This is a genomic window from Bradyrhizobium sp. (assembly GCF_030697065.1).
Classification (GTDB): Bacteria; Pseudomonadota; Alphaproteobacteria; order Rhizobiales; family Xanthobacteraceae; genus Bradyrhizobium.
Genome location: NZ_JAUYQU010000087.1, coordinates 58,926 through 72,199 on the forward strand (window position 1 = coordinate 58,926; position 13,274 = coordinate 72,199).

The window sequence follows — 13,274 nt, forward strand, 5'->3', positions numbered from 1 at the left end:
GAGCCGGAGCCAAGGCCCCGCCTTCGCACGGTTTATCGGGCTGGGCCACAATTTCAGCTTGTCTTCCAAGACGTCCACCCCTGAAATCTCCATGACCACCTCTCTCCAAATCGATTTCGTTTCCGACATTGCCTGTCCCTGGTGTGCTGTCGGCCTGGGTGGCCTGGAACAGGCGCTGGACAAGCTGCTGGGCCAGGTCGATGCCCACATCAGTTTCCAGCCCTTCGAGCTCAACCCGGCCATGGGCCCCGAGGGCCAGGACATGACCGAGCACCTGACGCAGAAGTACGGCTCAAGCGCTGAGCAGCAGGCGCAGATTCGCGAGACCATCCGTGCGCGTGGCGCCGAGGTGGGGTTCAGCTTCAAGCCCGAGGGGCGCGGCCGCATCTGGAACACCTTCGACGCCCACCGCCTCCTGCACTGGGCCGGCGAACTGGGCCCCGACCGGCAGTACGCGCTCAAGAAGGAACTGCTGGCCGCCTACCACGGCCGTGCCGAGAATGTGTCCGATGCCGAGGTGCTGCTGCGTGCCTGCCGCACGGTGGGCCTGGACGAGGCCCGCGCCCGCGAGATCCTGGGCGGTGACGAGTACGCCCTGGTCGTGCGCCAGAACGAGTTGCAGTGGCAGCAGGCCGGCATCAGCTCCGTGCCCGCTGTCATCGTGAACGGCCGCTACCTGATCTCGGGCGGCCAACCCGCGGCGGCCTACGAGCAGGCCCTGCGCCGCATCGCCGCCGAGGCTGCAGCTCCCGACCCGGCCTGAGCGACAGCAAACTGCAAGCTTTTGTTTCCGCAGACCGACAGCCCGGCGGCTTTGGGGTAAGGTCGGGAATTGCGGTGGGATTCGCAACGCGCGCCATGCGCGTCGCGAGGTATGCATCCCCCGCCCAAGGAGAAAGCCATGTCGGTCCTGCTGCGTTACGTGATGATCGTGATCGCCTGCATCTGTCTGCTGGCGGGCATGCAACTGCCCCATCTGGCCGACCAGTACGCCAAGCGCGTCGATGCGACGCTGCGTGAAGTCACCCTCAATTTCCAGCCCTTCCTGATCATCGCGAACCAGCACACGGCGGGCAACGTCGAGGCGCTGATCGCCATGCACCGCCAGAGCAATGTGGCCGCCTTCAAGGCCGAGGGCGACGCCATCGAGCGCATGTACCAGCGCAAGCTGCGCTTCGAGGGCGAGGCCAAAGCGTTGCAGACCCATCTGCCGGGTCGTCTGTGGCATGTGGCCTTCCGCGCCGACCCGGACCTGCGTGAGCAGACCCTGATCCAGTACAACGCCACCGTGCCCTTGACGCAGGAGGCCCTGATCGCCGGCGGCGTGGTGGCGCTGCTCATGCTGCTGCTGCTGGAAGTCGCCATGGCCGTGGGCCGTCGCCTGCAGGCGGTGGCCACGCGCTACATCAACCACCGCTGGCGCGGTGCGGCCTAGCCGTCGACCGGCTCCACCGTCACGGCCACCGTCAGGGTGTGCTGGCCGCCGCCGTGGATGACGCCGCGGATGGGCGAGATGTCCGCGTAGTCGCGGCCCGTGGCCACCGTCACGTAGTCCTCGCCCGGTGTGCCCCAGCCGTCGCGGTCATTGGTCGGGTCCAGGTCATACCAGCCCTGGCCCTCCTCGGCTCCGGGCAGGTCCGGCAGGAAGATCGACACCCAGGCGTGTGAAGCATCGCTGCCCACCAGCCTCGGCTGGCCGGGTGCGGGCTGGGTCAGCAGATAACCGCTGACATAACGCGCGGCCAGGCCCAGGCTGCGCAGGCAGCCCAGCATGATGTGGGCGAAGTCCTGGCACACGCCCTTGCGCTGGGCCAGGGCTTCGAGGGGTGGTGTGTTGACCTCGGTGCTGGCCGTTTCGTACGTGAAGTCCGCATGGATGCGTTGCATCAGGTCGCGTGCGCCGGCCAGGGCCGACACGTCGGGACCGAAGCTGGGGCGCGCATAGGCTGCGAAGGCTTCGTGACGCGGCGCGCGTGCCGAGGCAAAACTGAACTCGGCGGCCGAGCTCCACGCGGCGCCTGCATGGTAGCGAAACTGTTCGCGCAAGGTCTCCCAGCCGATGCGGCTGTCGACGGCTTCGGGCGCGCGCGTGCGTACCTCGCTGCGAGCCACCACGCGCAACTCGGTGTGCGGCGTCTGCAAGGAGAAGAAGACGCGCCGGTTGCCGTAGATGTCGTCGGTCTGCGTTGTCTGGGCGGGCGTGGGGGACACGTCAAGGCGGTGACTCAGCAGGGTCTGGTACGGGGTGTCCAGCGGCTGCAGGTAGGCCACGTGCTGCGCGGTCTCGACGGCCGGCGTGTAGTCGTAGTGGGTCTCGTGCGTGACGCGCAGATCCATGGTCTTTCCTGCCGGCGCCCGGGTCAGGCCCCCAGGCTCTTGCCGGAGTCGCCCGTGTGGGTGAAGTAGCGCAGGCTGATCTCGTCCGAGACGCGCCAGGCGGCCTCGCTGCACTGCGCCAGCAATTCGGCCAGCCGGGGCAATGCGCCGTCCTCGCGGGTCTGGCACAGCGCATCAAACTCCCACTGCTCGGGGTCGGGCACCATCAGGGCCAGGGCATCCATCTCGCCGCTTGGGTTGCCGGCGAGCTTGGCCAGGCGGCCACGCAGGGTCTGCACCACCCAACCGAGGGAGCGCGGGTTGTCCCGGTCCAGCACCAGCAAATCCAGCAGGGCCGGCACTTCGCGGGCCTGCTGGTACTGCGCGTGGAAGGTGATGGTGCTGTCGAACAGGGCGATCAGCGCCTCGAAGCCGCCGTCGTCATGGACGGCGCCGGTCTCGAAACTGCGGGCCAAGGCGGGCGCCAGGAAGCACAGGCGCTCGATCTGGCGGCCGATGGACAGCAGGCGCCAGCCGTCGTCGCGGGTCATGCGGTCGGTCTGGGCGCCGGTGATGGCGGCCAGGTGGCCGCTGGCCGATTCCAGCGCGCGCAGGGCTTCCACGGCAGAGTAGTCGCCCTGGGCCACGTGCTTCGCGCAGCGCTGCGTCATCTCGGCTTCGGCCCGGGTGATGATGTTCCACTGCTCCTGCGAGAGCCGCTCGCGCACCGCGGCGGCGGCCAGCTTGAGCGCGCGCAGGGTGTAGCCCACGCTGGTGGCCATGTCGTGGCTGCCCAGGCTGGCAATCAGCGAGCGCTCGAACACGCGGCGCGCCTGCAGGGCGGTGGGCACGTCCGGCAGCACCAGGGTGTTGCGCAAAGCCAGGTCGCTGAGCCAGGTCAGCAGCGCGGGCGAGCAGGGGTCCTGCCCGTTCAGGCTGTCGAGCGTGAGTCGTGCCAGCCGGATGTTGTTTTCGGTGCGCTCCGTGTAGCGGCCCAGCCAGTAGAGATTCTCGGCGGCGCGGCTGGTGACCAGGCGTTTGCGCTGCGTGAGGATGGGGGTGGCGTGGTGGGTCGACAGCAAGGTCGTACGGTCGACCTCACCGTGGGTCATGACCCAGGTGTCCGCGCTGCTGCCGCCGCGCTGCATGGAGGCCATGCCCGCGCTGGCGTTCACCAGCCGGGTCAGGCCGCCGGGCAGCACGCGCCAGGACTGCGGGCCGTCGGCGATGGCAAACACGCGCAGCATGAGCGAGCGCGGCGTGATGCGATCGTCCTGCCAGGTGGGCATCTGCGAAGGCGGCAGGTAGCGCTGCACCGTGTGCTGGTCACCCGCGCGCATGATGCGACCGGCCCATTCGTCCAGTCCGCTGCGTGTCAGGCTGCGGCCGAGCACGGCCTCGAAGCCGCTGGCCGCATCCGGATAGGTCGGCTTGATGACGCACTCGGCCAGGCGGGGCAGCACGTCTTCCATGCCGGCGCGTTCGCCGCACCACCAGGTGGGCAGCGCCGGCAGGTGCATCTTTTCCCCCAGCAGGTGGCTGGCGATGGCCGGCAGGAAACCCAGCATGGCGCTCGATTCGAGAAAGGCCGAACCCGGTGCGTTGGCCACCAGCACGTTGCCCGCGCGGATGGCCTGCAGCAGGCCGGGCACGCCCAGCGTGGAGTCGGCGCGCAGTTCCAGCGGGTCCAGGAATTCGTCGTCCAGGCGCTTGAGCAGGCCGTGCACCGGCTCCAGGCCGCGCAGGGTCTTGAGGTAGAGCTTCTGGTCGCGCACCGTCAGGTCGCTGCCTTCCACCAGGGTCAAGCCCAGATAGCGCGCCAGGTAGGCGTGCTCGAAATAGGTTTCGTTGTAGGGGCCGGGGGTGAGCAGGGCGATATGCGAATCGGCGCCGGCCGGGCTCATCTGCTTGAGCGCGTCGATCAGTGCGCGGTAGGTCGCGGCCAGGCGCTGGATGTGCATGCCCTCGAAGGCCGGCGCGAACTGGCGCGAGATCGAAATGCGGTTCTCCAGCAGGTAGCCCAGGCCCGAGGGGGCCTGCGTGCGCTGCGAGATCACCCACCAATTGCCGTCGGGACCGCGCGCCAGGTCAAAGGCGGCAATGTGCAGGTGCGTGCCACCCACGGGCGCCACACCGTGCATGGGGCGCAGGTAGCCGGGGTGGCCCTGCACCAGCGCGGGCGGCAGCAGGCCGGCCTTGAGCAGTTCCTGCGGGCCATAGACATCGGCCATCACGTGTTCCAGCACGCGCACCCGCTGCAGCACGCCGGTCTCGATCTGCTGCCAGCTCTCGGGCGTGATGATCAGCGGGAACAAGTCGAGCGACCACGGCCGTTGCGGGCCGCTGGCATCGCTGTACACGTTGTAGCTCACGCCGTTGTCGCGGATCTGGCGCGCCAGGCTCTGGGCGCGGTGGTTCAGGTCGGCGAAACCTTCGTGGCCCATCTGCTCGAAGAATTCTGCCCAGGCTGGCGTCGCCTGCTGTCCCGACAGGCCGCCGCGGAATTCATCGTAGTGGCCGCTGCCGGCCGGTAGCGCCAAGGCCGCTGCCCGTTGGGCCGGCGAGGGTGGGCCGGCAGTGTCGAAGAGGTCGGGATTGGCGTGGTCCACTGTGACGGTATTGTTACATCACTACCGCATGGCAAAGCGGTTTTCTGACTCTTGAAACACAGACGGACCGGGAATTTGCGGCTTCCTGGCAACTGGCCGGCGGCAAGCCGTCATGTTGAAGTACCTAGCCCCTGAACTATCCGTCCGTGGACAGCGCATACGGCACATGTTGCGGCACGACGAGCGTGCCCTGTGCATCGGGGATGGCCTCGATGTGCATCACGGGGGCCGATCCGCGCACACCACCGAAGATGGTGGCAAAAGCGGTATCGGCGGCATCCCGGCCGGTGGCAAAGCGCACAAAACCCATGGGGATGGCCACGCCTGAGGGGTCGAAGAGGTACCAGCGGTCGCCCAGATAGGCCTCCACATAGGCATGGAAGTCGGTCGGGCCCAGGCCCGGGTCTGCACCATAGTCGATGCCGGTGACAAAACGGGCCGGTATGTTGACGGCGCGACACAGGGCAATCATCAGGTGGGCAAAGTCGCGGCACACGCCGACCTCGTCCAGCAAGGTATCGACGGCGGACGTGTTGCCGGTGGAGGAGTTGGAGCGGAAGGCGACCCGATGCATCACCCAGTCGCGGATGGCCTGGACCCGCTCGTAGCCCTGGCGCAGATGACCAAATTCCTTGACCGCCAGCCGGTGCAGCCGGTCTGACTGGCAATAGCGGCTGGGGTAGATGTAGGGCAGCACCGACTCCGGCAGGTTGGCCACGGCCACCTCACCGATCTGCTCCGGTGCCGCGGTGTAGTGGTTGATGTCCACCGTGGCGTCATAACGCACCGTCAGCGGACCAGCAAAGGCCTCGAGGCGAAGGATGCGGGTGGCCGTGACGGGGTCGGTGGACAGATGGGGCAGCAGGTTCTGGCTGATGCCCAGCGACTCGCTCACCACGGTCTGGTGCCGGGTTTTCGCGGCATGCAGGCTGAAGATGAAATCACAACCGGGCGGGTCGATGTCGTAATTCAGCTCGATCGAGAATTTGAGTCTGACCAATTCGATCTTTCGGTAAACGGGCGCTCTGTGCGTGGATTCAGACAGGGTAGCAGTTGCAGCGGCCGGCCCTCAGTTCATGGTGAGCCGCGCCGCAAGTCCAGCGTGAACGGAAACTCGCGGCTGCCTGGCAACTGGCTGTTGGCGGGCGGCACCTTGATCGCACCATCGCTGTGGCCCATGCGGAAGAAACGCGCCAGGCGCCGGCTTTCGGCCTCATAGGAGTTGACAGGGAATGTGTCGTAGTTGCGCCCGCCCGGGTGGGTCACGTGGTACTGGCAGCCGCCCAGCGAACGTTTCATCCAGGTGTCCACGATGTCGAAGGTCAGCGGCGCGTGCACGCCGATGGAAGGGTGCAGCGAGGAGGGCGGGTTCCAGGCCTTGTAGCGCACGCCGGCCACAAACTCGCCCACCGTGCCGGTGGACTGCAGCGGCAGCGCCTGGCCGTTGACGGTGATGGCGTGGCGGCTGGGGTTCAGGCCGGTGACACGTACCTCGATGCGTTCCAGCGAGGAGTCGACGTAACGCGCCGTGCCGCCCGAGGTGCCCTCTTCGCCCATGACGTGCCAGGGCTCCAGCGCATTGCGCAGGGTCAGCTCCACACCCATGCTCTGCACCTCGCCCACCAGCGGGAAGCGGAACTCGAAGTGCGGCGCGAACCAGGCGTCGTCGAAGGCAAAACCGGCCTGCCGCATCTCGGCCAGCACGTCGGCGAAGTCCATGTGCACGAAGGTGGGCAGCAGGAAACGGTCGTGCAGCTCGGTGCCCCAGCGCGTGGCGGGCGCCAGGTAGGGCGTGTCCCAGAAGCGCGCGACCAGGGCGCGCAGCAGCAGTTGCTGCACCACGCTCATGCGCGCGTGCGGCGGCATCTCGAAGGCGCGCAGCTCCAGCAGGCCCAGGCGGCCGGTGGCGCTGTCGGGTGAGTAGAGCTTGTCGATGCAGAACTCGCTGCGGTGGGTGTTGCCCGTGATGTCGACCAGGATGTTGCGCAAGGTGCGGTCCACCAGCCACGGGGACATCTCGGCACCCTGCTTCTGCCGGTTGGCGTGGATCTCGCGCAGGGCGATCTCCAGCTCATACAGCTGGTCGTTGCGCGCCTCGTCCACGCGCGGGGCCTGGCTGGTCGGGCCGATGAACATGCCGCTGAAGAGATAGCTCAGCGAGGGATGGTTGTGCCAGTAGAGCAGCAGGCTGGCCAGCAGCTCGGGGCGGCGCAGGAAGGGACTGTCGGCTGGCGTGGCCCCACCCATCACCATGTGGTTGCCCCCGCCGGTGCCGGTGTGGCGGCCGTCGGTCATGAACTTCTCGGCAGAGAGGCGGCACTCGAACGCCGCGTCGTAGAGGAACTCCGTGTGATCCACCAGTTCGCCCCAGTTGTGCGCGGGGTGGATGTTGACCTCGATCACCCCCGGGTCCGGCGTGACCTGCAGCAGCTTGAGGCGTACGTCGCGCGGCGGCGGGTAGCCTTCGAGCACGACCTTCATGCTCAATGCCTCGGCCGTGGCCTCGACGGCAGCGAGCAGGTCCAGGTAGTCTTCCAGCCGCGCCAGGGGCGGCATGAAGACATACAGAAGGCTGGATTGGCCGCCGTGCGCTCCCTCGGCCTTGGGGCCGTTGGCGCGCATGGGGTCGCGCGCTTCGACGCACAGGGCGGTGCGGGTGATCCAGTGCGCCGATTCGAAGCGCTTCGGCGCGCGCGGCTCGGCCAGCGTTGCGTGCGAGGGCTGGCCCTCGCCGCGCAGATGGGCTTGGGCGGCGCCGGTCCGGCCGGGCGCGCCGGCGTGGCCCTGGCCTTGCACGGCCACGGTGCCGCCCTCGGCGAATCCGCCGCCCATCTGGTGCGGCGCGTACTGGGCGCGCAACTGGGCTGCCTGAGGCAGCGGCGTGCGCGGCGCGTAGGGGTCCTGTTCGATCAGGTAGGGGTAGTCACCCTCCTTGACCCAGGGCAGGGACTCCAGCGGCAGGCGGTAGCCCATGGGCGAGTCGCCGGGCAGCAGGTACATGCGGTCGTCGCGGAAGTGCCAGGGCCCGGTGGACCAGGGGGCACCGGCAAGCTCGGGGTCATTGGCCTGCAGCGGCAGCACATAACCCACCGCGGCATCGAGCTTCTGCCCGAACACGCGGCGCAGCCGGATGCGTTCCATCTCGTCATCGAGCTTGCACTCGAAAGGGTCCACGTTCACCGGCAGCTTGCGCTCGCGCCAGAGGTAATAGAAAACGTCCTCGTAGCCCGGCTGGATGTACTGCTCGCTCAGGCCCAGCTTGGTGGCCAGGGCGTGGGTGAAGCGGCGGGCATCCTCGCTGGTGTAAGTGGCCGGCGTGCTTTCGTCGGCAAACAGCTCGGGCTTGTGCCAGACCGGCTCGCCGTCCCGGCGCCAGTAGATCGACAGGGCCCAGCGCGGCAGCTGTTCGCCGGGGTACCACTTGCCTTGGCCGAAGTGCAGAAAACCGCCTTGCCCGTACTTGGTGCGCAATTTGTGCACCAGTTCGGTGGCATAGGACCGTTTGGTCGGTCCCAGGGCGTCGGTGTTCCATTCTGGTGCGTCGCGATCGCTGGCAGCGACATAGGTCGGCTCGCCGCCCATGGTCAGGCGCACGTCGCCCGTCTGCAGGCGGTGTTCCACCGTCTCACCGAGTTGCATGACGCGGGCCCATTGCTCGTCGGTGTAGGGTTTCGTGACCCGCGGGGATTCGTAGATGCGGGTGACCTGCATATGGTGGGCGAACTCCACCTCGCTCTCGTCCACACCGCCCTCCACGGGCGCAGCACCCGAGGGCTGGGGGGTGCAGGCCAGGGGAATGTGGCCTTCGCCGGCCATCAGGCCCGAGGTCGGGTCCAGGCCGACCCAGCCTGCCCCCGGCAGGTAGACCTCGCACCAGGCGTGCAGGTCAGTGAAGTCGACCTCGGTGCCGCTGGGTCCGTCCAGCGACTTCACGTCCGGTTTGAGCTGGATCAGGTAGCCGGAGACGAAGCGCGCGGCGAGTCCGCAATGGCGCAGGAGCTGCACCATGAGCCAGCCCGTGTCGCGGCAGGAGCCGCTGCCCAGGCCCAGGGTCTGCTCGGGCGTCTGCACCCCGGGCTCCATGCGGATCAGGTACTTGATGTCGCTCTGCAACTGCTGGTTGAGCTTGACCAGGAAGTCGATCGTGCGCATCTTCGTGCGGTCGATCCGGGCCATGTACACCTTCAGGTGCGGCGTGAGCGCTGGCACGGCCAGGTAGGGCGCGAGCTCTTCGCGGGTGGCCGCGCTGTAGCTGAAAGGAAACTCCTCGGCCTCGGGCTCGAGGAAGAAGTCGAAGGGGTTGTAGACCGCCATCTCCACCACCAGGTCGACCGTGACCTTGAATTCGCGGGTCTTGTCCGGGAAGACCAGGCGGGCCTGGTAGTTGGCGAAGGGGTCCTGTTGCCAGTTGATGAAATGGGTGGCCGGCTCGATCTTCAGGGAGTACGAAATCACCTTGCTGCGGCAGTGCGGAGCCGGGCGCAGGCGGATCACCTGGGGCCCCAGCTTGACCAGGCGGTCGTACTGGTAGTGGGTGACGTGGTTCAGTGCGGCGTGGATGGGCATGGCTCGGACTCGATCAGGAAGGGCCCACAATAGCAGCAGAGGCCCATAGTCCAGGACCGCAAGAACCGAGCCAGCCCGCGCCTGGGCCCGGAAATTGCTGTATGACTCACAGGAGAGAAGGTGCCATGCAGAAATTCGATGAGATGTACACCACCCTGGCCGCCGCCGGTGCAAGCCAGAGTCAAAGCCCGGGCGGTGGGCAGGCCCAGTCGCAGTCTCAGGCGGGTGGGTCCGCGGGCGAGGTGCGCGAGCACTACCGGAGCTATGCGAAGTGGCTGTCGCGCCAGAACGACGATGTCATGCAAGCGCGTCGTGCCGAGGCCGAAATGATCTTTCGCCGCGTGGGCATCACCTTCGCGGTCTACGGCGCCAAGGACGAGGACGGCGCCGGCACCGAGCGACTGATCCCCTTCGACCTGATCCCGCGCATCATTCCCGCACGGGAGTGGTCCAGCATGGAAAAAGGCCTGGTGCAGCGGGTGAACGCACTCAACCGCTTCATCCACGATGTCTACCACGAGCAGGAGATCATCAAGGCCGGCGTCATCCCCGCCGAGCAGATCCTGAACAACGCACAGTACCGCCCCGAGATGAAGGGGGTGGACGTGCCCAACCAGGTCTATTCGCACATCAGCGGTGTCGACATCGTGCGTGCGCCCAACGCGAAGGGCGAGGGTGAGTACTACGTGCTCGAAGACAATCTGCGCGTGCCCAGTGGCGTGAGCTACATGCTGGAAGACCGCAAGATGATGATGCGGCTCTTTCCCGATCTCTTCAGCGCCCACCGCGTCGCACCCGTGGCGCACTACCCCGATCTGCTGCTGGAAACCCTGCGTGCTTCCAGCCCGGGCGGCGCGGCCGAGCCGACCGTGGTGGTGCTCACGCCCGGCATGTACAACAGCGCCTACTTCGAGCACGCCTTCCTGGCCCAGCAGATGGGGGTGGAACTGGTCGAGGGGCAGGACCTGTTCGTCAAGGACAACTTCGTCTACATGCGAACCACCCGTGGTCCACGGCGGGTGGACGTGATCTACCGCCGGGTCGACGACGATTTCCTCGACCCCAGGGTCTTCCGCCCCAGCTCCACCCTCGGCTGCCCGGGCCTGATGGACGCTTACCGCGCGGGCCATGTGGCCATCTGCAATGCAGTGGGCACGGGCGTGGCGGACGACAAGTCCATCTACCCCTATGTGCCCAAGATGATCGAGTTCTATCTGGGCGAGAAACCCATCCTCAGCAACGTGCCCACCTACATGTGCCGCAATTCCGAGGACCTGAAGTACGTGATCGCCAATCTCAAGGACCTGGTGGTCAAGGAAGTGCACGGCGCCGGGGGCTACGGCATGCTGGTGGGGCCCGCCTCCACCAAGGCCGAGATCGAGGACTTCAGCAAGGCCGTGCTGGCCAACCCGAGCAACTACATCGCCCAGCCCACGCTGAGCCTCTCCACCTGCCCCACTTACGTCGAGCAGGGCATCGCCCCGCGCCACATCGACCTGCGGCCCTTCGTGCTCTCGGGCAAGACGGTGCAGATGGTGCCGGGGGGCCTGACGCGCGTGGCACTCAAGGAAGGCTCCCTGGTGGTGAACTCCTCGCAGGGCGGTGGCACCAAGGACACCTGGATTCTGGAGATCTGACATGCTGAGCCGCACCGCCGATCACCTCTACTGGATGAGCCGCTATACGGAGCGGGCCGAAAACACAGCGCGCATGCTCAACGTGAGCTACGAGACCTCGCTGCTGCCGCAATCGGCGGCCGTGGCGCAGGTCGGCTGGCAGGGCCTGCTGTCCATCAGCGAACTGCTGCCGTCCTATACCGCGCTCTACGGTGAGGTCACGCCCCAAGGCGTCATGGAGTTCATGGTCAGCGACGAGGACAACCCCTCATCCATCATCTCCTGCCTGCGGGCTGCACGCGAGAACGCGCGGGCCGTGCGCGGCACGCTGACCACCGAGGTCTGGGAAACCCAGAACCAGACCTGGCTGGAAGTCAACCGCATGCTCAAGAGCGGCGATTTCGAACGCGATCCTGGCCAGTTCTTCGAATGGGTCAAGTTCCGTTCGCACCTCTCCCGTGGCGTGACCGTGGGGACCATGCTGATGGACGAGTCGCTGCACTTCATGCGCCTGGGCACCTTCCTCGAGCGCGCCGACAACACCGCGCGTCTGGTGGACGTCAAGTTCCATGCCGCGCAGCGCGACTTCTTCGGCAACGCCAAGCAGAAGGACCAGGAGTACGACTTCTACCACTGGAGTTCGATCCTGCGTAGCGTGAGCGGCTTCGAGATCTACCGCAAGGTCTACCGCGACGTGATCCGGCCCGAACGCGTGGCCGAGCTGCTGATCCTGCGGCCCGACATGCCACGCTCCCTGCATGCGAGCATGAACGAGGTGGTCAGCAACCTGGGCCTGGTCAGCAGCGACGGCGACAGTGAAACGCTGCGCCAGGCGGGCAAGCTGCGCGCCGAGCTGCAGTACGGCCGCATCGACGAAATCCTGGCCACGGGGCTGCATGCCTTCCTGACCCAGTTCCTGGACCGGGTCAACGACATCGGCTCACGCATCAGCCAGGATTTCCTGATGCCCGAAATCGCCTGAGTCCGCTGCCTGGCAGGGCGGGGCGGCCGTTAAGATGGCGGCTGTCCTAGGGCCTGTTCACACTAATTTCTCAAGATGCGTTGCGGATCAAAAAAGTCATGCGGTAGGCGCGTGGACGCCGCCGGGGTATCCCCCGGCAAGTCCGCGCAACACCCCGCATGGCTTTTTTGGCCGCAACCCGAAGGGAACGGGGTTAAAACAGCGCCACTCGTTGTTGCACTCCTAGCCCAGGCGGTCAGCCTGGGCGTCGTCGCGCGCCTAGATTGGCGCTGTTTTAACCACGTTCGCACTTGAGAAATTAGTGTGAACAGGCCCTTATCCCACGAGTGAATTTTCATGACCTACTGTGTCGCCGTCCGCAACGATGCCGGACTGGTCTTCTTGTCCGATTCGCGCACCAACGCCGGCGTCGACCAGATCAACACCTTCCGCAAGATGCACGTCTACGAGGTGCCGGGTGAACGGGTCATGGTGCTGCTGACTGCCGGCAATCTGTCCGTCAGCCAGTCGGTGGCCAGCGGCCTGCGGGTGCAGATGGAAAACCAGGGCGAGAAGAGTCTCGCCTCGGCCCCCAATATGTTTTCCGCCGCCAAGCTGGTGGGAGATGCCGTGCGCAAGGTGCACGCGCGCGATGCCGAAGCGCTCAAGGAGTTCGGCATCGAGTTCAATGTGAGCCTGATCTTCGGCGGCCAGATCAAGGGCGAGGAGCCGCGCCTCTTCAACATCTATTCCGCTGGCAACTTCATCGAGGCCACGCGCGAGACGCCGTATTTCCAGATCGGCGAGTCCAAGTACGGCAAGCCCATCCTGGACCGTGTCGTCGGTGGGTACCTGTCGCTTGACGAAGTGGCCAAGTGCTGCCTGATCTCCATGGACTCGACCATGAAGTCCAACCTGTCGGTCGGCCTGCCGTTGGACCTCATGTGCTATGAAAAAGATAGCTTGCAAGTCCAGCGCAGGGCCCTGATCGACAGCAAGGACCCGTATTTCTCTTCCCTGCGCGAGCGCTGGGGTGAGCAGCTGCGCAAGGTCTTCAACGAGTTGCCCGCGCCGGGCTACTGGAAATAGCCGAAGACATGTCTTAGACCAGGGCTCCCGCGGAACTGGCTTTGCCAGGCCGCCGGGAGCGCCCCCCTTCCGCCGCAGGCGAGAAAGGGGCTGAGGGCTGCGGCTCCAGGCCTGCCT

The 13,274-nt window shown here is 66.5% G+C and carries 9 protein-coding genes; 5 read left to right on the top strand and 4 right to left on the bottom strand.

The genetic code is table 11. From position 1 onward, the window contains the following. Positions 1–91: 91 nt before the first annotated feature. Both Q8R73_RS06105 and Q8R73_RS06110 read left to right on the top strand, forming a co-directional pair. Positions 92–763, top strand: a complete 672-nt coding sequence (locus Q8R73_RS06105) for a DsbA family oxidoreductase (protein ID WP_305718639.1) — start codon at positions 92–94, stop codon at positions 761–763. 138 nt (positions 764–901) lie between these two features. Further along, positions 902–1,435 (top strand): DUF2937 family protein, encoded by a 534-nt coding sequence (locus tag Q8R73_RS06110; protein ID WP_305718640.1) that lies wholly within the window; start codon positions 902–904, stop codon positions 1,433–1,435. On the opposite strand, the gene Q8R73_RS06115 is transcribed toward Q8R73_RS06110, so the two are convergent. The 4 genes from Q8R73_RS06115 to Q8R73_RS06130 form a co-directional block, all read right to left on the bottom strand. Next, positions 1,432–2,337: a transglutaminase family protein gene (locus Q8R73_RS06115; protein WP_305718641.1), complete on the bottom strand. Its 906-nt coding sequence runs from the start codon at positions 2,335–2,337 to the stop codon at positions 1,432–1,434. The genes Q8R73_RS06110 and Q8R73_RS06115 overlap by 4 nt on opposite strands. A gap of 23 nt (positions 2,338–2,360) precedes the next feature. After that, a complete protein-coding gene (locus Q8R73_RS06120; protein ID WP_305718642.1) occupies positions 2,361–4,856 on the bottom strand; it encodes a circularly permuted type 2 ATP-grasp protein in 2,496 nt (831 codons plus the stop codon). A gap of 205 nt (positions 4,857–5,061) precedes the next feature. Then, a complete protein-coding gene (locus Q8R73_RS06125) occupies positions 5,062–5,925 on the bottom strand; it encodes a transglutaminase family protein (protein ID WP_305718643.1) in 864 nt (287 codons plus the stop codon). Between the two features lie 74 nt (positions 5,926–5,999). Continuing rightward, complete coding sequence (locus Q8R73_RS06130; protein ID WP_305718644.1) at positions 6,000–9,491, bottom strand: DUF2126 domain-containing protein; 3,492 nt, start codon at positions 9,489–9,491, stop codon at positions 6,000–6,002. A gap of 125 nt (positions 9,492–9,616) precedes the next feature. Here Q8R73_RS06130 and Q8R73_RS06135 point away from each other — a divergent pair, with 125 nt between their 5' ends. From Q8R73_RS06135 to Q8R73_RS06145, 3 genes are all read left to right on the top strand, one after another. Then, the gene (locus tag Q8R73_RS06135) at positions 9,617–11,128 is read left to right on the top strand and encodes a circularly permuted type 2 ATP-grasp protein (protein WP_305718645.1); all 1,512 of its coding nucleotides are present in this window, start codon (positions 9,617–9,619) and stop codon (positions 11,126–11,128) included. A gap of 1 nt (position 11,129) precedes the next feature. Then, the gene (locus tag Q8R73_RS06140) at positions 11,130–12,089 is read left to right on the top strand and encodes an alpha-E domain-containing protein (protein WP_305718646.1); all 960 of its coding nucleotides are present in this window, start codon (positions 11,130–11,132) and stop codon (positions 12,087–12,089) included. Between the two features lie 336 nt (positions 12,090–12,425). Further along, positions 12,426–13,157 (top strand): proteasome-type protease, encoded by a 732-nt coding sequence (locus tag Q8R73_RS06145; protein ID WP_305718647.1) that lies wholly within the window; start codon positions 12,426–12,428, stop codon positions 13,155–13,157. The last annotated feature ends 117 nt before the right edge of the window (positions 13,158–13,274 follow it).

Coding starts and splice junctions, on each gene's coding strand:
- Q8R73_RS06110 (WP_305718640.1), top strand. CDS start 902: ATGTCGGTCCTGCTGCGTTACGTGATGATCGTGATCGCCTGCATCTGT.
- Q8R73_RS06130 (WP_305718644.1), bottom strand. CDS start 9,491: ATGCCCATCCACGCCGCACTGAACCACGTCACCCACTACCAGTACGAC.
- Q8R73_RS06105 (WP_305718639.1), top strand. CDS start 92: ATGACCACCTCTCTCCAAATCGATTTCGTTTCCGACATTGCCTGTCCC.
- Q8R73_RS06145 (WP_305718647.1), top strand. CDS start 12,426: ATGACCTACTGTGTCGCCGTCCGCAACGATGCCGGACTGGTCTTCTTG.
- Q8R73_RS06115 (WP_305718641.1), bottom strand. CDS start 2,337: ATGGATCTGCGCGTCACGCACGAGACCCACTACGACTACACGCCGGCC.
- Q8R73_RS06140 (WP_305718646.1), top strand. CDS start 11,130: ATGCTGAGCCGCACCGCCGATCACCTCTACTGGATGAGCCGCTATACG.
- Q8R73_RS06135 (WP_305718645.1), top strand. CDS start 9,617: ATGCAGAAATTCGATGAGATGTACACCACCCTGGCCGCCGCCGGTGCA.